18 protein-coding genes and 2 tRNA genes are annotated in these 21,357 nt (G+C 60.3%); 9 read left to right on the plus strand and 11 right to left on the minus strand.

Annotation, left to right across the window (positions count from 1 at the left end):
- Positions 1-6: 6 nt before the first annotated feature.
- Complete coding sequence (locus ACX2DJ_RS08510) at positions 7-936, plus strand: bile acid:sodium symporter family protein (RefSeq protein WP_462572057.1); 930 nt, start codon at positions 7-9, stop codon at positions 934-936.
- On the opposite strand, the gene ACX2DJ_RS08515 is transcribed toward ACX2DJ_RS08510, so the two are convergent.
- Together ACX2DJ_RS08515 and panB are read right to left on the minus strand one after the other, a co-directional pair.
- Positions 911-1,993 (minus strand): DUF475 domain-containing protein, encoded by a 1,083-nt coding sequence (locus ACX2DJ_RS08515; RefSeq protein WP_462572058.1) that lies wholly within the window; start codon positions 1,991-1,993, stop codon positions 911-913. The two genes, ACX2DJ_RS08510 and ACX2DJ_RS08515, sit on opposite strands and share 26 nt — an antisense overlap.
- Before the next feature lie 6 nt (positions 1,994-1,999).
- Positions 2,000-2,872, minus strand: coding sequence for a 3-methyl-2-oxobutanoate hydroxymethyltransferase (panB, locus tag ACX2DJ_RS08520; protein ID WP_462572059.1), 873 nt, complete (start codon positions 2,870-2,872; stop codon positions 2,000-2,002).
- A gap of 119 nt (positions 2,873-2,991) precedes the next feature.
- Here panB and ACX2DJ_RS08525 point away from each other — a divergent pair, with 119 nt between their 5' ends.
- The 6 genes from ACX2DJ_RS08525 to ACX2DJ_RS08550 all read left to right on the plus strand — a co-directional run bounded on the left by ACX2DJ_RS08525 (position 2,992) and on the right by ACX2DJ_RS08550 (position 11,428).
- Positions 2,992-4,401 carry a sodium-dependent transporter gene (locus tag ACX2DJ_RS08525; RefSeq protein ID WP_462572060.1) on the plus strand — a complete coding sequence of 470 codons (1,410 nt, stop codon included), beginning with the start codon at positions 2,992-2,994 and terminating at the stop codon, positions 4,399-4,401.
- Between the two features lie 106 nt (positions 4,402-4,507).
- On the plus strand, positions 4,508-5,314 hold the full coding sequence (locus tag ACX2DJ_RS08530; protein ID WP_462572061.1) for an ImuA family protein: 807 nt from the start codon (positions 4,508-4,510) through the stop codon (positions 5,312-5,314).
- The gene (locus ACX2DJ_RS08535; protein WP_462572062.1) at positions 5,199-6,800 is read left to right on the plus strand and encodes a DUF6504 family protein; all 1,602 of its coding nucleotides are present in this window, start codon (positions 5,199-5,201) and stop codon (positions 6,798-6,800) included. Before ACX2DJ_RS08530 ends, ACX2DJ_RS08535 begins: the two co-directional genes overlap by 116 nt.
- Positions 6,801-6,872: 72 nt before the next feature.
- The gene (locus ACX2DJ_RS08540; protein WP_462572063.1) at positions 6,873-7,208 is read left to right on the plus strand and encodes a PilZ domain-containing protein; all 336 of its coding nucleotides are present in this window, start codon (positions 6,873-6,875) and stop codon (positions 7,206-7,208) included.
- A 101-nt stretch (positions 7,209-7,309) separates the two neighbouring features.
- Positions 7,310-10,756, plus strand: a complete 3,447-nt coding sequence (locus ACX2DJ_RS08545; protein WP_462572064.1) for an error-prone DNA polymerase — start codon at positions 7,310-7,312, stop codon at positions 10,754-10,756.
- A gap of 45 nt (positions 10,757-10,801) precedes the next feature.
- Complete coding sequence (locus ACX2DJ_RS08550; protein ID WP_462572065.1) at positions 10,802-11,428, plus strand: LysE family translocator; 627 nt, start codon at positions 10,802-10,804, stop codon at positions 11,426-11,428.
- On the opposite strand, the gene phoB is transcribed toward ACX2DJ_RS08550, so the two are convergent.
- From phoB to recJ, 9 genes are all read right to left on the minus strand, one after another.
- Entirely contained in the window at positions 11,425-12,114 is a 690-nt protein-coding gene (gene phoB / locus ACX2DJ_RS08555) for a phosphate regulon transcriptional regulator PhoB (RefSeq protein ID WP_462572066.1), read from the minus strand. The two genes, ACX2DJ_RS08550 and phoB, sit on opposite strands and share 4 nt — an antisense overlap.
- A 68-nt stretch (positions 12,115-12,182) precedes the next feature.
- On the minus strand, positions 12,183-12,851 hold the full coding sequence (gene phoU / locus ACX2DJ_RS08560; protein ID WP_462572067.1) for a phosphate signaling complex protein PhoU: 669 nt from the start codon (positions 12,849-12,851) through the stop codon (positions 12,183-12,185).
- Positions 12,851-13,597, minus strand: coding sequence for a phosphate ABC transporter ATP-binding protein PstB (gene pstB / locus ACX2DJ_RS08565; protein WP_462572574.1), 747 nt, complete (start codon positions 13,595-13,597; stop codon positions 12,851-12,853). Before pstB ends, phoU begins: the two co-directional genes overlap by 1 nt.
- Before the next feature lie 38 nt (positions 13,598-13,635).
- Positions 13,636-14,904: a phosphate ABC transporter permease PstA gene (gene pstA, locus ACX2DJ_RS08570; protein ID WP_462572068.1), complete on the minus strand. Its 1,269-nt coding sequence runs from the start codon at positions 14,902-14,904 to the stop codon at positions 13,636-13,638.
- The gene (gene pstC, locus ACX2DJ_RS08575; RefSeq protein WP_462572069.1) at positions 14,897-16,282 is read right to left on the minus strand and encodes a phosphate ABC transporter permease subunit PstC; all 1,386 of its coding nucleotides are present in this window, start codon (positions 16,280-16,282) and stop codon (positions 14,897-14,899) included. Before pstC ends, pstA begins: the two co-directional genes overlap by 8 nt.
- Positions 16,283-16,456: 174 nt before the next feature.
- Positions 16,457-17,653: a sensor histidine kinase gene (locus ACX2DJ_RS08580; RefSeq protein WP_462572071.1), complete on the minus strand. Its 1,197-nt coding sequence runs from the start codon at positions 17,651-17,653 to the stop codon at positions 16,457-16,459.
- A 92-nt stretch (positions 17,654-17,745) separates the two neighbouring features.
- Positions 17,746-17,820: transfer RNA gene (locus ACX2DJ_RS08585), tRNA-Glu, on the minus strand.
- 37 nt (positions 17,821-17,857) lie between these two features.
- Positions 17,858-17,933: transfer RNA gene (locus ACX2DJ_RS08590), tRNA-Glu, on the minus strand.
- A 62-nt stretch (positions 17,934-17,995) separates the two neighbouring features.
- Positions 17,996-19,783, minus strand: coding sequence for a single-stranded-DNA-specific exonuclease RecJ (gene recJ, locus ACX2DJ_RS08595; protein ID WP_462572073.1), 1,788 nt, complete (start codon positions 19,781-19,783; stop codon positions 17,996-17,998).
- Between the two features lie 81 nt (positions 19,784-19,864).
- Between recJ and ACX2DJ_RS08600 the strand changes: the two genes are divergently transcribed.
- Together ACX2DJ_RS08600 and ACX2DJ_RS08605 are read left to right on the plus strand one after the other, a co-directional pair.
- Positions 19,865-20,350: a flavodoxin family protein gene (locus ACX2DJ_RS08600; protein ID WP_462572575.1), complete on the plus strand. Its 486-nt coding sequence runs from the start codon at positions 19,865-19,867 to the stop codon at positions 20,348-20,350.
- A 115-nt stretch (positions 20,351-20,465) separates the two neighbouring features.
- On the plus strand, positions 20,466-21,302 hold the full coding sequence (locus tag ACX2DJ_RS08605) for a hypothetical protein (RefSeq protein ID WP_462572075.1): 837 nt from the start codon (positions 20,466-20,468) through the stop codon (positions 21,300-21,302).
- Positions 21,303-21,357: the final 55 nt, after the last annotated feature.

Here is a 21,357-nt window from a genome sequence, read left to right on the forward strand (position 1 = left end):
GACCCGATGATTGCGGTCCTTGTAATGGCGACCGGGCTGGCGCTGATCTTTCCTGCAGCAGGCGAGCTGCGCGACACGGCGCGCACTGTTTCAAGCACAGGCATATTCCTGCTTTTCCTGGTCAATGGCATGCGCATTGCCCGCGGCGAAATCACGCATGGTCTCAGAAACTGGCGCTATTTCGGCCCGCTGATGCTGTGGGTTTTCGGAGTGATGGCGCTTGGCGGCATGGGTATTTCGTTGGTTGCCACAGCCCATCTGCCCCCGCTGGTTGCACTGGGGTTCCTCTATCTCGGTACCTTGCCGTCTACGATTCAGTCAGCCACTTCATATACCACGCTGGCAGAGGGCAATATCGCGCTCGCGGTGGTGGGGGCGGCGCTGATCAATATTGCGGGCGTATTCATCACTGCGCCGCTTTTCGCGTTGCTCGCCGGCAATGAGGCGGGCGAGATAGGCTATCAAGCGATCGTGAGGATTGCGGCGATCCTGGTTTTGCCTTTCATTATCGGCCAGGCGCTTCAAGGGTGGACCCGTGATTGGGTGATAGCGCGCAAGGCCAGGATCGTCTGGCTTGATCGGATCGTGATCGGGATTGCCGTCTATGTCGCCATGTCGGGGGCAGTCGAGCAGGGCCTGCTGCAGATGTTTGACGGAGCAAGCTGGGCATGGCTACTTATTTTGACAGTCATTTTCCTGGTTGCTGCGCATCTGGCTGCTTGGTGGGCGAGCGGGCTGCTTGGCTATCCGATCGCCGACCGCAAAGCATTTCTGTTCGCTGGAGCGCAGAAGAGCGTGGCGATTGGCGCGCCGCTTGCCGCCATTCTTTTCGTTCCCGACGTTGCCGGATTCGTGATCGCGCCGCTGCTGCTCTATCACCTGTTTCAACTGATGATGGCTGCACCCATAGCTAGTCGCCTTGCGCGGTTGCATTGAGATCTATTCTTTGCACGCCTTCGCGGCGGTTGTGCCTTACAGACCACAGGAAGCTTAGCCCGATCAGCGTCGCGCCAATCAACCCGGTGATCGTTTCCGGGATGTGGAACCTGGCTGAAAACAGCATGATCCCGCCCAGCACGATGATCGCCCAGAACGCACCATGTTCAAGATAGCGGTATTGCGCCAACGTTCCCGTTTGCACCAGATGAATGGTGATCGAGCGAACGAAGATCGCGCCAACTGACAGGCCCAGCGCTATGATGATCATGTTGTTCGACAGTGCGAAGGCACCAATTACGCCATCGAAGCTGAAACTGGCATCGAGCACTTCCAGATAAAGGAAACCGCCAAGGCCTGACTTCACGACGATGCCCGCTGCCCGTTTCTTCGCTTCGTGCTGTTCCAGCAGCGCTGCGATCGCATTGACGCCGATAAAGGTAATCAGTCCCAGGATGCCGGCCGTAAGGAAGGTATTGGCATCCTGCGGAGCAAGCAGGGTAGAAACGCTGTAAACCAGCGTCAGAACCAGTCCGATTTCGATCGCAGGTACAGTCGAAAAGCGATTGATCGTGCGCTCAAGCGCCGCGATCCAGTGCACTTCCTTGTCTTCCTCGAAAAAGAAAGTCAGCCCTACCATCGCCAGGAACGCCCCGCCGAACCCAGCGATGCCGATATGGGCGCCAGAAACGATACGCTCGTATTCTGCTGGATTGTTGAGCGAAAGATCGATTGCGGCAATCGGGCCAAGCCCGGCGGCAATCGCGACGATGGCGATCGGGAACACAATACGCATCCCGAACACGGCAATCAGGATACCAATGGTCAGGAAGCGTTGCTGCCACACCGGATCCATGGTGCGCAAAACGGTGGCGTTTACCACGGCATTGTCGAAGCTGAGCGACACCTCTAGGATCGAGAGTACAAACACGATCCACAGGATGCTGAGCGTCGCGCCGATATTGCCTGTGCTGGCCCAGCCGTACCAGACCGCCAAGGCAAGGCAGACCAACGAGAAGGCCAGCGAGAAGCCGTAATACCGCAGCAGCGTTTGCATGATTGATCAGGCCTTGGGTTGGTAAGTCTGGTCTTCAGTAGGGAAGCTGCGACTACGGACTTCCTCGGCATATTGCACGACCGTTTTTTCGATGACGTCCGCGATATCTGCGTATTTTTTCACAAAGCGCGGGACGCGGTCGAACATGCCCAGCATGTCTTCGGTTACCAGTACCTGCCCGTCGCATTGGGCCGATGCGCCGATGCCGATCGTTGGGCACGATACAGCCTTGGTCGCCTCGATGGCAATGGGCTCGACCACCCCCTCGATTACGATCGCGAAGGCACCTGCTTCGTCCAGTGCCCTGGCATCCTTGACGATCTTCTCGGCCTCGGCATCGCTTCGCCCGCGCGCACCATAGCCGCCCAGGACATTGACCGCCTGCGGGGTCAGCCCGACATGGCCCATTACCGGAATGCCGCGCTGGTTGAGAAAGGCGACCGTTTCCGCCATCGCTTCGCCGCCTTCAAGCTTCACCGCAGCGGCCCCGCTCGCCTTGAGCAGGTAGGATGCGCTTTCGAAGGCTTTCTCCTTCGAGCTTTCGTAGGAACCGAACGGCATGTCGACCACAACAACCGAATGGTAAGAGCCGCGCACCACGGCTGCGGCGTGATTGGCCATCATATCAAGCGTGACGGGGACAGTGGAATCGAGCCCGTAGATCACCTGCGCGAGCGAATCGCCCACCAGCAAAATGTCGCAATGCGCATCAAGCAATTGGGCCTGCCGGGCGGTGTAAGCGGTAAGCATCACGATTGGCTCCGCAGTCACCCCGTCGGATTTCCGGCGCCTGATCGCGGGGACGGTGAGCCGCCGCATCGGTTGCGGCGTGGGGTGGGCGCGGCTGGTCGAAGTATCGAGCTGGAAAGTCGTAGACATGGCGCGCTTTTAACCCAACAGGGGATTTGCGCAAATGCCTGCTCGACTGTGTCCGGGTTTCACGGCAGTAAGTGATTATAAAGACATTCCCCAAGGGAAGGTGAAGGAGGGTTTCATATATGGCAGTTGCACCATCTGGCAGCACCGGTCGCGATGGCTGGTCATCGCGCACAGCATTCATATTGGCCGCGATCGGTTCGGCTGTTGGCTTGGGCAACTTGGTCAGATTTCCTGCAGAAGCAGCGAGCAATGGTGGCGGCGCCTTTGTGCTTTTCTACATTTTTTGCATTGCCCTGATTGGTTTGCCGGTTTTGCTCTCTGAAACCCTGATCGGGCGCCACGGACAATCATCGGCAACGCAGAGCGTTCGTCGACTGGCGGTGGAATCGCGCGCTTCGCCTTACTGGGAGGGTATGGCCGGGTTGGGGGTGCTTGCCGCTTTCATGATCCTGGCGTTTTACTGCGTTATTGGCGGCTGGGTGCTCTATTACATCGTGCTGTTCTTCCTCGACTTGTTCCAGTCTGGCGTGACGGGAGGGGCTTTGCAGGGCATGAGCGCCGAGCAGATCCAGGCGATTTTCCCGGCGCTTCAGGCTGACGGCTTCACTATGTCGAGCTTTGATATCGCCTTCGTGGCAATCACGCTCTACTTTGTGGCGCGCGGGGTATCTGGCGGGATTGAGGTTGTGGCGATCTGGCTGATGCCGGCTTTTTTTGCGCTGCTACTGCTTATCACCATCTACGGTGCATTCGGTGGAGCTTTCACGGACACCTTGGGATATCTTTTCACGTTTGATTTTTCCAAGCTCACTGGAGAAGTGATGCTGGCCGCCGTGGGTCAGGCGTTTTTCTCGCTTTCGCTGGGCGTGGCCGGGATGATCACCTACGGGTCCTATGTAGGACGCGACGTCAACCTGGCTGGAACCTCTACCATCATCGCATTTGCCGATACGGCTGTGGCACTGGTGGCTGGGCTTTGTATTTTTCCAATCGTTATCGCCGCAGGGCTTTCTACCGAAGGCGGGTTGGGATTGATGTTCGCGACCTTGCCACACGCGTTCCAGTCCATGCCCTTCGGTTCGGTGATCGGCCTGGCATTCTTTATCATGGTTGGTTTTGCGGCTCTCACCAGTTCGGTGGCATTGATGGAGGTTCCAACTTCCTGGGCGATGGAGAAATTCAAGACCAGTCGGGCATTGACGGCAATAACTGTGGCGACGTTGGCCGGCTTGCTTGGTGTGGCATCCGCTTATTCGCTCAACACGATGTCCGGTTTTCACCCGCTTGGCTTCATCCCGCTGTTTGAGGGTGAGGGCGTGTTCTCGGCGCTGGATAGCGTCACGGCAAAGCTGTTCATGCCGATTGGCGCCTTGCTGGTGTGCATCTTTGTGGGTTGGATTGCCGATCCCAAGCTGGTCGATAGTGAAAATGGGCTTGATGGTGCGCTGCACAGGTTATGGCGTTTTCTGGTGCGGTATCTGTGTCCTGCCGCCTTGTTGGCGATCATGGTGGCCGGCCTGTCCGGTTAGTCGGTTTTATGAGCGCGCGACAAAAGGGCCGTTCCCAGGCTGGGGGCGGCCTTTTGTTTGGCCAGGCAATTGCGAATCATCGCGTAATAGAACATAAAGCGAACAAATGAGTCGTTCGATTATGTTCAACCCTGCTCTCTCTATCTCTGGAAAGCTTGCTGTCAGCGGTGCGAGCGAAAGCGCTGCGGCGCTGGTCCGCACCAATCTGCCGCGCTGGCGGCCAGGGCTTGCGGCGCCTTGCCATAGCGAAATCTTTGCAAATAGTGACGAGGCGAGCGGGGCGGGGCTGGCTCTGGCGCTGGCACGCGATGCGATGAAGGTGGCGGCAAACCAGGCTTCTCCGGCACAGGAGGACCGCCGCCAGGTGTTGTGGGTGCAGGACAGGGCGGCGGTGCGTTTGACCGGGAGGCCCTATAGTCAGGGCCTCCCGCCCGAGCTGCGCCACAGGTTGATCCATGTCGAGGCGAAGAGCTGCGAGGATGCGCTGTTCGCGCTGGAAGAGGGGCTGCGCTGCCGTGACCTGGCCTTTGTGCTGGGCGAGATTGCCGGCAATCCGCGCGCGCTCGGTTTCACCAGTTCGCGCAGGCTAAGCCTGGCAGCGGAAAAGCATGGCGTGCCGCTATGGCTGCTGCGGCTCGATGCGCAGGCAGACCTTTCTTCCGCGCGGATGCGCTGGAGGGTTGCTGCGTCCCCTTCGCCGCCCCCGCGCTGGAACGCCGAGGCACCGGGTCCCCCGGCCTGGCGGGCAGAGCTGTTCCGTGCGCGCTCGCACCCCACCGGAGAATGGAGCCTGAGCGATGACGGCAGCACCCTCATCGCCAGCCGACCGCGCAGCAGCCCCGCAGGGGCCGCCACGCCGGATCATGTCGATCTGGTTGGCACAGCTCGCAGTCGATCGCTGGCGGCTCTCTAACGGTTTCACGCGTGGCGGAGTTGCAGACGCGGCGCCCACCGTATTGATTGCCGAGACTGCACATGGCCCTCGCATCGCCGCTGTCAACCATGCCGGGCGGGAAGCTGGGGCGCGTTCCGGCATGATGCTGGCCGATGCGCGCGCACTGTGCCCCGGGATCAAGGTTGCTCCGTCCGATCCGGCGGGAGATCTCGCCTTGCTCGAAAAGCTGGCGCTATGGGCGCGGCGTTGGGGTCCGTGGAGCGCACTTGACCCGCCTGACGGGCTGATCGTCGATATTACCGCGGTGGCGCATCTGTTCGGTGGCGAGCGGCGCCTGATCGCTGATGCCATGGCAGCATTCGCCGCGCGGGATCTTTCCGCGCGTCCGGCGATCGCCCCCACTGCCGGGGCAGCCTGGGCGCTGGCGCATTACGGGCCGGATGGCGCGATCCTGGGCCCGGATGACGATGCTGCGATGCGCCTTGCCGAACTGCCGGTGGCGGCACTGCGGCTCGACCCCGATGTGCTCACCGTGCTGCGCCGACTTGGCCTCAAGCGGTTGGGCGAGCTCGGCGGGGTGGGGCGCGACGCGCTGCAGCGCCGCTTTCGCAACCGCAAGGCGCCCTCTGCCAACCCGCTGCTGCGGATGGATCAACTGCTCGGCCGGGTTCCCGAACCGCTGCTGCCAGTGGTGCCGCAGCACGCGCCATTGGTCGAACGGAGGCTGATGGAGCCGATCCGCCACCGCGACCTGCTCGATCAGGTGCTGCGTGACCTCGCCGCTGACATGGCGCGCGAGCTGGAAGGGCGCGGGCAGGGTGCGCGGCGGCTTGAGCTGGCGCTATGGCGGGTCGATGGCGAAGTGATCATCCGCGCGATCGAACTGTCCGCAGCAACCCGCGATCCTGCGCATATCTGCCGCCTGTTTGCCGCCAGGCTTGATGGTGTGGATGCCGGTTTCGGGATCGAACTGTTGCGTTTGCGAGCGAGCTGGGCCGAGCCGATTGCGCTTGACCAGTGCGATATCGAGAGCGCCGCCGAAGCACACGGCACCTCGCTCAGTACCTGCATCGACCGGCTGATGGTTCGCCTTGGCGCGGGCGCAGTGCGCCGCCCGGTGCCGTATGCCAGCCACTTGCCCGAACGCGCGCAGCGCTGGCAGTTACCACTGCAGCCTGAACCTGCCAGTCAGGGCGAACTGGCGTTTCACCAGCGCCCACTCAAACTGCTCGACCGGCCTGAGGCGATCGCGGTGCTTTATGCCACGCCTGACGGCTATCCACGCGCGTTCCGTTGGCGCGGTACAGTCTGCGAAGTCGTGCGGGTGGAAGGGCCCGAACGGATCGCGCCTGAATGGTGGCGCGAACGCTCGAACGCGCGTCTGCGTGATTACTACCGGATAGAGGACGAACGGGGGCGCCGCTACTGGATCTATCGCCAAGGGCTGGTGGGTGACGGGCGCGGCGGTTTGCCCCTCTGGTATCTGCACGGGCTCTACGGTTAATAGTCAAGTCACGATAAAGTAATAGAAATCACCACTAGACATTTCTTTACCAGTTTCCGTCATGATACGCGCATGAAAAAGATCGCATCATCCCGCTCATCCGAACGCAAGCTGCTTGAGATGTTGGTCAAGGGTCGTTCGCGCTCGCGCCCTCTTTATGTCGAAGTGATCGATGTTTCGGAAGGCGGGTGCAAGGTCAAGGGAAGCCCTGGCTTTGCCGAAATAGGTGAAAGCATTCTGCTGCGGATCAAGGGAATCCATACTCCGGTAGGCAAGTTTGTTTGGGTCGACGGTAAATATGCGGGTATCGCGTTTGATGGCAAGATGCACCCGGCGGTGATTGAGCACCTCTACAGTGAACGGCTCAGGCAGAAGAAAGCGCAGGGCAGGGGCGAAAAGGCTGCCTGATTTCGGTGTATCGTCGGGCCCACTGCCCATTGAAATCCCAGCTAGGAACATATAGTGAACATAGGGTCGACCTGGTAATTACACCAGTCGCCCTGTGATCTATGCCAGATGTACCGCTGACCCCTGCCAAACGCCGGACTGAGCTTGATCCTGACACGATCGAGCTTCCCCGGCGCGCACCATTTGTCGAGCTGGGACTGGCAAGCTGTTTCAGCTTTCTGCGCGGGGCATCGGATGCAGTCGATCTCGTGACTCGCGCCCGCGCGCTTGGCTATGACGCCGTGGGAATTGCCGACGCCAATTCCATGGCCGGCGTGGTGCGGGCCCATACCGAGGCGAAAGCACTCAAGTTGCGCCCGGTAATCGGCACACGGATCGAAACGGTCGAGGGGCTAACCTTCCTTGCCTATCCGCAGGACCGTGCCGCCTATGGGCGTCTGTGCCGGTTGATCAGTGCCGGACGGATGACCACGCTCGAGGGTGAATGGCAGGGCAAGGGCGCGTGCGAGATTTCACTGCCCATGCTTGCTGAACACAGTGAGGGCGTGCAGCTGATCCTGCTGCCGCCTGCCAACCTGGAGGTGAAGTGCACGGTGCCCGCATGGGCAAACAATGTGGTCGCGCTTAACGGTCGCGAACTGCCGGAGACGGTTTCAGGGCAATTCACCGATCTGTTGCCGCATCTTGTGGCCGGGCTGCCCACCCTGCGCCACCTCGCCGCGAGCTATCTCTATCGCGGCGATGATGTGGCGCGGATCACCCGGCTTGATGCGTTGGCACGCGAGAACGGCCTCACCCTGCTGGCTACCAATGACGTGCATTACGCCACGCCTGACAAGCGTCCGCTGCAGGATGTGATGACGGCGATCCGGCACAAGACCACGGTTGCGCAGGCAGGACATCTGCTTGCCGCCAATGCCGAACGCCATCTCAAATCGCCTGCGGAAATGCAACGCCTGTTCGCGCGCTGGCCGTATGCGATTGCTGCCGCGCGCGAGGTGGCTGATGCCTGCCGTTTCAGCCTCGACGAGCTGCGCTACGAATACCCCGAAGAGATCTACCCTGACGGCATGACGCCGCAGCAATATCTCGAAGGTGAAACCTGGAAGGGGGCGAGGGGGCGCTATCCCGAAGGCATTCCCGAGAACGTCGACAATACATTGAAACGTGAGCTCGGGTTGATCGCCAAGCTCGATCTCGCGCGCTATTTCCTCACCATCAAGGGTATCGTCGATTACGCGCGCTCGGTCGATCCGCCGATCCTGTGCCAGGGGCGCGGCAGCGCCGCCAATTCGGCGGTGTGTTATTGCCTCGAGATTACCAGCGTCGATCCGGCCAAGCACCAGTTGCTGTTCGATCGCTTCATTTCGGAAGAGCGCAAGGAGCCGCCCGATATCGATGTCGATTTCGAGCATGAGCGGCGCGAGGAGGTGATCCAGTATATCTATCGCAGATATGGTCGCCACCGCGCAGGGCTATGCGCGACGGTGATCCATTACCGCCCGCGCATGGCAATCCGCGAGGTCGGCAAGGCGATGGGGCTGAGCGAGGATGCTACCAGCGCGCTCGCACGCACCATATGGGGCAGCTATGGCCGCGAGATCGGTGAGAAGCATGTCGCTGAAACCGGCATGGACATCAGTGATCCGCACTTGCGCCGCGTAATCAAGCTGGCCGAGCAGATAATCGGCATGCCGCGCCATCTCAGCCAGCATGTCGGCGGCTTCATCCTCACGCAGAACCCGCTTACCGAAACCGTGCCGATCGGTAATGGCGCCATGCCCGATCGCAGCTTCATCGAATGGGACAAGGATGACATCGAAGCGCTCGGCATCCTCAAGGTCGATGTGCTGGCGCTGGGCATGCTCACCTGCATCAGGAAATGCTTTGACCTGCTGGAGATGCATCATGGCCGCGCACTGACACTCGCCACTGTGCCGCGCGAGGATATGGAAACCTACGCCATGCTGCGCAAAGGGGATTCGCTCGGCGTATTCCAGGTCGAAAGCCGGGCGCAGATGAACATGCTGCCGCGGCTGCGACCGCGCGAATTCTATGATCTGGTGATCCAGGTCGCGATTGTCCGGCCCGGCCCGATCCAGGGGGACATGGTGCACCCCTACCTCAAGCGGCGGCGCGGTGCGGAAGCGGTGGAAATTCCGGCCCCGGCGCCTGAACACGGCCCGCCTGACGAGCTTTCCAGCATCCTCGCGCGCACGCTTGGGGTGCCGATCTTCCAGGAACAGGCGATGAAAATCGCGCTCGACGCCGCGAAATTCACCGGTGCCGAAGCCAACCGGCTGAGAAAGGCAATGGCAACCTTTCGCAGCCGAGGCATGGTGCACGAGTTGGAGGATATGATGGTGGGGCGGATGGTCGCGCGTGGCTATGACCCCGATTTTGCCATGCGCTGCTTCAACCAGATCAAGGGCTTCGGCGAATATGGCTTTCCGGAAAGCCACGCCGCCAGCTTCGCGCATCTGGTCTATGTCTCAAGCTGGCTCAAATGCCATTTCCCGGCTGCCTTCGCCTGCGCGCTGCTCAATTCGCAGCCGATGGGCTTCTATGCCCCGGCTCAGATTGTGCGCGACGCGCGCGAACACGGCGTGCAAGTGCTGTCTGCCGATGTGAACCATTCGATGTGGGACAACACGCTGGAGAAGGCGGGCACGTTGGCCCTGCGCCTCGGCCTCAGGCAGATCGACGGGCTGCCTGAACATGTCGCTGCCGCACTGGTGGCAAGCCGCGAGGCGGGCGGGCCTTTCCGCGACATCGCCGATCTGCGTGCGCGGGCGGGATTGTCTCCGGCGCATATCGAACGGCTTGCCAGCGCGGATTGCTTTACCTCGCTTGGGCTATCGCGGCGGCAGGCGCTATGGGATGCCCGCAGCCTGATTGCTGCGCCCGATCTGCCGCTGTTCAAGGCGGCAGCCGAGCGTGACGAGGGCGCGGAACAGGCGCGCACGCAATTGCCGCAAATGCCATTGAGCGAAGAGGTGGTGGCTGATTACCAGACCACGCGCCTTAGCCTGAAGGCGCATCCGATGGCCTTCCTGCGTGCCAGCCTTGCCGAACGCGGCTTTGCACGCGCCTGCGACCTCAGGGAACGCAAGCTCCGCTCCATGGTGCAGATCGCCGGGCTGGTGCTGATACGCCAGCGGCCCGGATCGGCCAAGGGCGTGTGCTTCATCACGCTGGAAGACGAGACGGGGGTTGCCAATCTGGTGATCTGGCCGGACCTGATGGAGAAGCAGCGCAAGGTGATCATGGGAGCGCGGTTGATGGAGGTGCGCGGCCGGGTCGAATATGATGACGAGGTGATCCATGTGATCGCGCAGCGCCTGACCGATGGGACCGATGCGCTTTACGGCCTGGCTGACGATTTGCTGGCTTCGCCTATCGCGCACGCCGATCATGTCAGCAGCCCGCTAGCCGGGCGCCAACCGCCGATGACCAGACCACGCGATCTTATCGACGAGCGGCCTTCATCCGGCTGCGGACACCCACGCAATTTGCGGATTCTTCCCAAATCGCGTGACTTCCATTGATCCCGGAGCTAGCGCGCGCCGACCATGCTAGATCTCGAAAAACTCTTGGCATTCATCATCGTAACCGGGATGACCAGCATCATTCCCGGCGTGTCGATGACCTTCGTCATGGGGCAGGCAATCTGGCGCGGCACGCGCTCTGGCTGGGCAGCCTTGATGGGAATGCAGATCGGTTACGGTGTGTGGTGGGTGCTTGCGGCGCTCGGGCTGGGAACGCTGGCCAAGGCATATCCGATCGCCTTCCACGTCCTTGCGCTGGCAGGTGTGGCCTACCTGATATGGCTCGGCATCAAAGCTATCCACCACTCCTTCAAGGCTGTGGAAGGGCATATGGCGGCCACGGACAAAGCCTCGCGCCATGCCTTTCGTGATGGAATCTTGGTTGCGATCGGCAACCCCAAATCCCTGATTTACATGGTCGCGTTGGTCCCGCCCTTCGTCGATCCGGCTAAATCCATCGGGTGGCAGATTGCCCTGCTGGCCATCGTCGCACTGGTCATCGACCTGATCGTGGGTGCGCTCTACATATTTGCCGGGCGCCAGCTCGCCAGCACGCTGGGTCGCCCGGAGACGCGATGCTGGGTCGATCGCGGGATCGGTGCCGTTTTCCTGCTGATCGGAACGCTGATACTGGGGGATTTGCTGGCAAGCGCGCCCGGTGGCTCAACCTAAACCGCTTCGAGTGCATATCCGGCCGAACGCACCGTCCGCACCGGGTCTTTCGCGCTGTCAATCTCGATTGCCTTGCGTAATCGGCGGATATGCACGTCCACCGTGCGCAGCTCTATATCGCTGCCCGTACCCCATACACCGTCGAGCAATTGCCCGCGGCTGAAAACCCGGCCCGGGCTTTCCATGAAGAACTTGAGCAGACGATATTCAGTTGGGCCAAGCTTCAGATCCTTGCCGCGCCGCTGCACCTTGTGCGCCACCGGATCGAGCTTGAGGTCGCCAACGCTGATCGTCTCACCCGCCAGAACCGGGCGGATGCGGCGCATCACAGCGGCAACACGGGCGAGCAATTCGCGCGGGCTGAACGGCTTGGTGAGGTAATCGTCAGCCCCGGTTTCAAGGCCGCGCACCCGATCATCCTCGGCCTCGCGCGCGGTCAACATGATGATCGGGACATGCGCTGTATGCTTTTCACGCCGCAACCGGCGGCAGACCTCGATGCCGCTGGTGCCTTCGATCATCCAGTCAAGAATAATCAGGTCAGGCAGTTCTTCTGCGGCCAGTATCAGTGCTTCGTCGCCATCGGCGGTGCAGCGCACGTCATAGCCTTCGTTGGAAAAGCGATATTCGAGCAATTCCGACAGGGCTGGATCATCTTCGACAAGCAGCAGTTTGGCAGCGGACATTGTGCGCTTCGCTCCTATGATGCGCGACTACAATACCGTCCCTATGTCACTTTCAAGACAGATTGATGTCAATCGTCATGATCGGGCGGATAAGTACCCGTCGCTGCAAAATGCACCATCTCGGCCACGTTGGTCGCATGGTCGCCTATCCGTTCGATATTGCGGGCGACAAACAGCAGTTGAGCAGCGCTCGAAATGGTCGAAGGATTCTCGACCATATGGCTGACAAGATTGCGAAAAATGCTGTCATAAAATGCATCGACCTTGTTGTCGGCGGCGATAACTTCGCGTGCAAGTTCGGGGTCACGCGCGGCATAGGCGGTGAGCACATCATGCACCATTTCGGCGGCAAGCTCGCCCATTGCAGGCAGCAGGGTCAGCGGTTCGAAGCGCTTGCGATCCTCGATCGCACCCACACGCTTGGCAATGTTTTTCGAATAATCGCCGATCCGCTCAACCACGCCGGCAATCTTCAATGCGGCGATCACTTCGCGCAAATCATCAGCCATCGGCGCGCGCAGCGCGATCACCCGCACGGCGAGCTTGTCGACTTCCATTTCGAGCGCATCGATTTTCTTGTCGCGTGCCACGATCTTGCTGCCAAGATCTTCGTCGCCGCGTACCAGCGCATCGAGTGCCTCTTGCAGAGCGACCTCTGCAAGGCCACCCATCTCCGCGATCAACCCCCGCAAGCGGGTAATGTCTTCGTCGAATGCCTTGACTGTGTGCTCGGCCATTATCCGTACCGTCCTGTGATGTAGTCCTTGGTCCGTTCTTCGATCGGATTGGTGAATATGTCGGAAGTCTGACCGTACTCGACAACCTTGCCAAGGTGAAAGAAGGCCGTACGCTGCGATACTCGCGCGGCCTGCTGCATCGAGTGAGTCACGATCACGATGGCATAGCGATCGGTCAGCTCGGCGATCAGTTCCTCGATCTTCGCAGTGGCGATCGGGTCAAGCGCTGAGCATGGCTCGTCCATCAGAATAACTTCGGGATCTACAGCGATCGCGCGTGCGATGCAGAGGCGCTGTTGCTGTCCGCCTGACAGCGCGGTCCCGCTGTCTTGCAGCCGGTCCTTCACTTCTTCCCACAGACCGGCGCGCGTGAGCGATTTCTCGACTACCTCCTCAAGTTCATCCTTGGCTTCTGCCAGGCCGTGAATACGAGGCCCGTAGGCGATATTTTCAAAGATCGACTTGGGAAATGGGTTGGGCTTCTGGAAAACCATGCCCACGCGGGCGCGCAGTTGCACCACGTCCATGCCAGAGCGGTAAATGTCCTCACCATCAAGTTCGATGGTGCCTTCCACGCGAGCAGTGGGGATGGTGTCATTCATCCGGTTGAGCGCGCGCAGGAAGGTCGATTTGCCGCACCCCGAGGGGCCGATAAAGGCCGTGACATGGCGTGCGGGAATGTCGATCGAAACATTGTCGATCGCCTGTTTGTCGCCATAGAAAACCGATACGTCTTGGGCACGCATCTTGGGATTGACGATCTCTAGTCCGGGATGGATTGCTGTCACCACTTCTTCTCGAATTTGTTGCGGAGGTAGATCGCGAGGCCGTTCATTAGCAAAAGGAACAGCAGGAGGATAATGATTGCCGCGCTGGTGCGCTCGACAAAGCCGCGGTTGACCTCGTCAGACCACAGGAAGATCTGAACCGGCAACACGGTGGCAGGCGATGTGAAGCCCTCTGGCGCGCTGGCGACAAACGCGCGCATACCGATCATCAGCAGCGGCGCGGTTTCGCCCAATGCGCGCGCCATGCCGATAATGGTGCCGGTTAGGATGCCCGGCAATGCGAGCGGCAGCACATGATGGAACACCACCTGTATCGGGGAAGCTCCGATCGCCAGCGCGCCGTCGCGTATAGATGGTGGAACAGCCTTGATCGCATTTCGGCCTGAAATCACGATCACCGGCATGGTCATCAGGGCCAGCGTCATACCGCCAATAAGCGGAGCCGAACGATAATTTGGAAAGATCCACAGGAACACTGCCAGGCCCAGCAGGCCGAAGATGATCGAAGGCACTGCTGCAAGGTTGTTGATCGAAACTTCGATCACATCGGTCCATCGGTTCTTGGGGGCGTATTCCTCAAGGTAAAGGGCCGCCAGAACGCCGATGGGAAATGCCAGCAGCAAGGTGACAATCATAGTGAGGATTGAGCCTTTGAGCGCACCCCAGATACCCACATTTTGCGGGCTGGTGGCATCGGCACGGCTTAAAAATCCGGGGTCAAATTTGTTCGCCAGCTTACCATCTGCCTCAAGCCTGTCGGCCAGCGCCTGCATTTCGGCCGACCCTTCGTTGTTGAGGCCAGAGGCGAGGTTGTTGTTGGCGGGCAGGCTGAAGGTATGGGTGCCCCGAAGCAGTTGTGGATTCTTTATCAGTTGATCGGCAACATCGCGCCAGGCCTCATTACTGAGGCCGCTTGCAGCCTCGCTGCCGAGCGATTGCTCGGCATAAAATGCCACTACCTCAGCCAGGCCCTGAGATTGCAGTGTCTGAAGCCCGCCATCCTTGTTCAGCGTGCTGGCATCGCCCGAAATGCCGGAAGCGGGAAAATCGATTGTCACTTCGAGTTCGGCCCGCTGGAAACCGCCCAGGCCGTTGTATGTCATATTGCCGAGCAGGAAGATCAATACCGCCACCGATATCAGCACCGCGCTGAGCCCGGCCAGCTTGAAGCGACGTTCGGCAGCATAGCGCTTCTGGAGCCGCTTGTGGAACACCTCGCTGCGGGTGGGTGCGAGGCCTTCCTGGTTGGTGGGGGCGTTACTCATAGGCTTCGCGGAACCGCTTGACGACACGCAGGGCGATAAAGTTAAGCCCCAGCGTCACGAGGAACAGGACCAGGCCCAGGGCAAAAGCGCTAAGCGTGGCAGGATGGTCAAAACTGCCTTCACCGGTGAGCATCGCAACGATCTGGAATGTTACCGTGGTCATTGCTTCCAGCGGATTGGCGGTGAGGTTGGCGGCGGCGCCTGCGGCCATCACTACGATCATGGTTTCACCGATCGCGCGGCTGATCGCCAGCATAACGCCGCCAACAATGCCGGGCAGGGCGGCGGGCACAATCACGCGGCGGATGGTTTCCGAAGTTGTCGCGCCGAGTGCCAGGCTGCCGTCGCGCATGGCGCCTGGCACGGCAGCGATGCTGTCATCCGCCATCGACGAAACGAAGGGAATGATCATCACCCCCATGACCACGCCAGCAGCAAGCGCGCTCTCGCTTGACGCGTTGCTGATGCCCACTGCCATGGCTGCGTCGCGGATCGCTGGGGCAACTGTGAGTGCAGCAAAATAGCCATAGACCACGGTGGGCACGCCCGCGAGAATTTCGAGCGCAGGTTTTAGCCACGCCCGCAGGCGCGGATCGGCATATTGTGTGAGGTAAATCGCGCTCATCAATCCAAGCGGGATCGCAACGATCATGGCGATGATTGCACCGATGTAAATCGTGCCCCAGAAAAGCGGTATAGCGCCGTATCGTGAAGGGTCCGGATTTTCCGGATTGCTCATCGGGTCCGGCCCCCAGAATGTGCCGAAGAGAAAATCAATCGGCGAAACCATTCCAAAGAATCGCACCGTTTCAAACACCAGGCTGATGAAGATGCCAAACGTTGTCAGAATGGCGACAAGTGATGCCAGCAGCAGCACGATCATCACTGTTCGTTCTACCCGTGTGCGAGCGGTAAAATCGGGCTTTACGCGCAGGAAAGCAAACACCCCTGTCGCAAGCGCTATGGCGGCTGCGATTGCAATCCCTATCAGACGGTATTTCTGAATCGCTTCGCTAAAAGGTCCAACAAACGCTTCGGCACCCGGGTTGAACAAGGCAGCGTTGCCTCCTGCGGTGGCTGCACGCGCTTCGGCGAGAAGGGATTCGCGCTCGAAACCGAATTCGGGCAAACTCTGCGCTGCCGGAGTGGCAAGCACACTCCGCAAGATCAGTTGCGGCTCGATCAGCGACCAAAACACCGTAAAAGCGAGCAATGGCACAGCGATCCAAAGCGCCACATACCAGGCGTGGTAATTGGGGCGCGCCGCCAGCCGCCGGACGCCGGAGTCGCGCTGAAAACTCCAGGCGCGCGCACGCGCCGCCAGCCATCCGGCAAGCGCCAGGCCGAAAGCAATCAAGAGCAGGGTAATCGATGTCATTGGTGTGCTGCTGGGACCTGTACTTGCATTCGTTCCTGCCCGGCTGGCGCATCAAAGCCGGTCTTTGCGCTTAAGCCGCGTGTGTTTCAGTTTGGGGTAGAACCGCTCCGATTGGCGTGGTTGAACGAATTTTGAGTCCGCTTGCAACCGCAATGTTAAAGAAAAAAGACATTTTCATGACATTTCTTCGGCATCGCTGGATGCGGCTGGAATACGGACCACTACCACGGTTCCTTCGCCAGGCTTGCTCTCGATGTCGAGCCGGCCGCGATGACGTTCAACAATGTGTTTGACAATTGCCAGGCCAAGCCCGGTTCCGCCAGAGGCACGGCTGCGCCCCGGATCGGTGCGGTAAAAGCGGCGCGTGAGATGCGGCAGATGTTCAGGCGCGATGCCTTCACCTTGATCCGTAACGATCAGTTGTGCCTGGCCATCGCTAGCACGGTTCAGCTCGACACTCACTGGCGTGCCCGGGCTGCCATATTTAAGCGCATTGTCCACGAGGTTGCGCATCAACTGTTCGATCTGTTGTGCGTCGCCGCGGATATGCACGGTCGGATTGGTGCTGAAGTGGAGCCGATTGACCCGTTCATTTCCGGCTGCATCACGGGCTGCGCGCTCGATCAGTTGGGCCAGTTCGATGACTTCGGTCGGCTGATCATGCTTTTCCGCTTCGATCCGCGAGAGTGACATCAGATCGCTGACAAGAGATTGCAATCGCTTGGCCTCGCGCAGGATCGTATCGAGGAATTTTTGCGCGGTTTGCGTGTCGAGCCCGGAATCGTCTTCACGCAGCGTTTCCACATAACCGATGATCGATGCCAGCGGAGTGCGCAGTTCATGACTGGCATTGGCGACAAAATCGGTGTGTGCACGGCTGATATCAGCCTCAGCAGTGAGACTGACGAGCTCAAGGGCCGAGAGTTCCGGGCCGATCATCTGCCGGTTTATGCGCCAGATGTCGCGTCGCCTGACGAGACCCCTGACAATAGCGGAACCGCTGCGGTTTTTGCCAAGCAATTTGACCGCTTCGGGCTGGCGAAATGCCATGCGCGTGTCCTGTCCCACGATATGATCACCGAGCACTCGCTTGGCGGCCCTGTTTGCGACGGCGACCTTGCCGCTCTCAATCAGCAGCAATGGCGTGGCCGAGTGCTCGATCAATTCGCCCATATTCTCGCGTGAGATTGCTCCCGATCGCTCTGGTGGTGTGTATGGCGGAGGGCGCGAACCGGTGAGATAAAGCGTCCCTACCCACAGCAGAACGGTCCCGAACACCACCCAAAAGTCGATGCCCAGCGCAATCAGCGTAATACCCGCTGCCAGCGCGATCAGAATGCCGGTAACCGGATGGGTTTGGCGATCATCCATGCGCAGCGGGCCATACCAGAACCGGGCGGCCAGAAAAGCGCCAAGTGGCAACTGTCCCCGGCTTGCTTGGTGACCACAGGAATATGGCGGCTTGGTGACCCCTACGGGAATCGAACCCGTGTTTCAGCCGTGAGAGGGCCGCGTCCTGACCGCTAGACGAAGGGGCCGTTGAGTTGGCAAACATGGTGCCGTTGCAATGCGAAGTGGTGACCCCTACGGGAATCGAACCCGTGTTTCCGCCGTGAAAGGGCGGCGTCCTAGACCGCTAGACGAAGGGGCCACGCTCGCTTGGAGAGCGCGCCAATAGGGGCGCGCGCGATTGTGGTCAACCCTGCATTTGCTTCAATCCGCGAAGGCCGCATCCTCGAGGTGCAATTCGGCTTGCGGGCGGGGGCCCCAGTCATCGATCTTGACCCTTCCGGCGAGATGAAACCGGCGCCCTTGCGCGCGGTGCAGCAGCGTTTGTGCCATGTCGGTTTCCGCAGCGCGGAAGGCGATTGCCTTGAGTGAGCGACCGTCTTCGCCCGCCGCTATCACTCGCAGGTGATCCTTACCCACAATGTCCGCCTTGATGATCCTCACCGGTCCCACCGCAACACGGGGGGCGGGCCAGCCAACCCCGAACGGACCGGCGCGCTCTAGTGTTTCGACGAATTCCGGCGTCAACCCTCCCGGCGTAACGGCGAGATCAAGCTGCATCGCCTGGCTTTCCAATGCCCGCGAAACATCGCGTGCAAGCCGATTGTCCAGAAATTCTCTGAGCAGATCGATCTGGCCGCGTTCCACGGTCATACCTGCGGCCATGGCGTGTCCTCCACCCGCTACAAGCAGCCCGGCCTCGCGTGCGGCAATGATGGCGGCCCCCAGATCGACGCCGGAGATCGATCGCCCCGATCCCTTGCCGGTATCTGCGGCCTCATCAATGGCGACGACAATGCTCGGCTTGCCGGTCTTTTCCTTGATCCGGCCAGCGACGATTCCGATCACGCCGGGATGCCAGCCCGTGCCGGACAGCAACAGAACCGATCGGTTGTGCTGGCTGCCGATTTGCGCCTCGGCGGCTTGCTGCACATCGGCTTCGATCCCCCGCCGCGCTTCATTGAGTTGGGAGAGCTGTTCGGCAATCTCGCGTGCTTCTTCAGGGTCGCTGGTGGTCAGCAGACGTACACCAAGCGTCGATTCGCCCACCCGCCCACCGGCGTTGATGCGGGGCCCAAGGGCAAATCCCAGATCGCTGCACTGCGGCGCGCGCTTGAGCCGGCTTGCATCGATCAATGCTGACATGCCAATGCGTTCGCGCAGTGCCATGACCTTGAGCCCTTGCGCTACAAAGGCGCGATTGAGCCCATGGAGCGCAGCCACATCGGCCACTGTGCCCAGCGCAACCAGATCAAGCAGGCTGATCAGGTTGGGTTCGCTCCGATCATCGAAGAAGCCGCGTTTGCGCAGCGTCCGGTTGAGGGCAATGGCGAGCAGGAATGCCACGCCCACCGCGGCAAGGTGGCCGTGCTGCGCTGCAAGGTCGGATTCGTCGAGGCGGTTGGGGTTTACCATCGCCGCAGTAACCGGCAATTCCGGGGAACATTTGTGATGGTCGACCACGATGACGTCCACGCCCGCGTCATGGGCTTGCTTCAATGCATCATGCGCCATTGCCCCGCAGTCAACCGTGATGATCAGGCTCGACCCTTGTTCCGACAGTTTGACGAGCGCTTCGCCACTGGGGCCATACCCTTCCAGGAGGCGGTCAGGGATATAATAGTCGACGTTCGCACCCAGTTCACGCAGCAGGTTTACCAGCAGAGCAGCGCTGGTGGCTCCGTCCACGTCATAATCGCCATAGATAGTGATCGCTTCATTGCCCAATACCGCTTGCACGATGCGCTCGGCTGCCGCGTCCATGTCACGGAACTCACTGGGGTCAGGCAGGAATTCGCGCAGTGTTGGCGAAAGATGGCGAGCCACGTCCTCACGCTTGACGCCACGGGTGAGCAGCAACTGCGTCAGTATGTCATCTTCCAACCCGGCCACGCCGGTACCGATTTCCATATTCCCTCCGCGCCAAAGCCATGCGCGGCCGGAAAGTGAAGACGAGATGCCCAAGACATGCGAGATCGAACGGGAAGCCATAACCACGCACTATCCCATTGCACCCGGCGGGAGAAGGCTGGACGATTGACTTTCCGCATGTCGATCCCTTTGCTGTGCCATATGCCAGACCCTTATCTCCTTATCGCATGGCACAGCCGCACCGGAGCGAGCGAGGCGCTGGCGCAGGCGGCGGCCAGGGGGGCTGGTTCAACAGGGCGCCTTATTCGCGCCGACCAGGTCAGGCCTGACGATTTGTTGCAGGCATCCGCTTACCTCTTCGCCTGTCCAGAAAATCTCGCGACCATGAGCGGGTTGATGAAGGAGATGTTTGATCGTTGCTATTACCCGGTGCTGGGCAAAATAGAGGGCCGAGCCTATGCCACCATCATCGCGGCAGGTTCTGACGGTGAGGTTGCGCAGCGCCAGATTGACCGGATAGCGACCGGTTGGCGCCTGCGCAGGGTGGCCGAACATGTGATCGTCAATCTCGATGCGCAAACACCGGCGGAAATCCTCGCGCCTAAATCTCCCCCGAAAGAAAGCCTCGACACAGCCGAACAACTGGGATCTGCGCTAGCTGAAGGTATAACTATTGGAATTTATTGAATTAATAGAATCGATTTGGATGTAATTCTGGAAACAGGACTCGACGTTGAAGAGGATTCGAGTCACAATCCTGCTGATTGGTGCACGGGAAGGGGGCCGGGGTCTGGACGTAAATGTGGGTGAAGACGCGAACAATCATGCGCGGCCGCTGACCATGCGGGGAGTCTTTCTGCTCTTTTCGCGCGGTTCACGCCCCGATCGCGCGGCGATATACGAATTCGTCGAATCTCATCCGTCTGTGTCGCTAACCCTGGACCCGGTCCGCCGGCCCGGTCTTCGCGTACTCGATGAGCTCGACACCGCCAGTCCCGTCACCGCTTTACAAGGCGAGGCGCTTGCCGAGGACCAGATATGGGTCGAGCTTTTACGCGATGGGCTAACGTTCGATCTCGAAGGTCTCGCACCTGGTACGGGGCTCGAACCGCCTGAGGCCAATCACCGGTTTGACTGTGACGATCTGCAAAATGTCTCGGAATTTGAGGCGGTGCGGCTGGTGGCTGGTGGCCATATGGCAGGCGGGGAAGCAATCTTGCCGGTCTTGCGGGGAATGCTGGCTCTGGCGCGCGATCTCGTTCAGCATTTCGAGCATGCCCGGGCAATTGCCTGGCCCCCATCATCGAGCGTAATCGGGCGTCGTTACTTTGAATCGACGATGGCGGCTTGGTTAGAAGGCGGTGCGTTTCCTGCCCTGGGCTTAACCGCGTTCCGCGAAATGGCGGGCGGCGGAATGCAAAGTGTGGGGCTCGATTTCCTGATCGGGCAGGAGCTGTTCATTGAGCCAGAACTGGTGGCCGACAAGGTTGCGGCGACCCGGCTTGGAGTGCGGCTGATCAACCAGCTTGTCTTGGCCGGCGCATTAGAGCGGCCAGAACAGATCATCGGACCCGAAGGTCAGCACTTGCGGCTTGAGCCTTCGGCGGACTGCAAGCTTATTTGCGTAAAGGCAGGCTGAGGCGAATGGTGCGGCGGGCAGGAGTGCCTTCCGCGGCGCAACAGGCCAACCGCCC

The sequence above is a fragment of the Altererythrobacter chaiwopuensis genome, assembly GCF_054957755.1.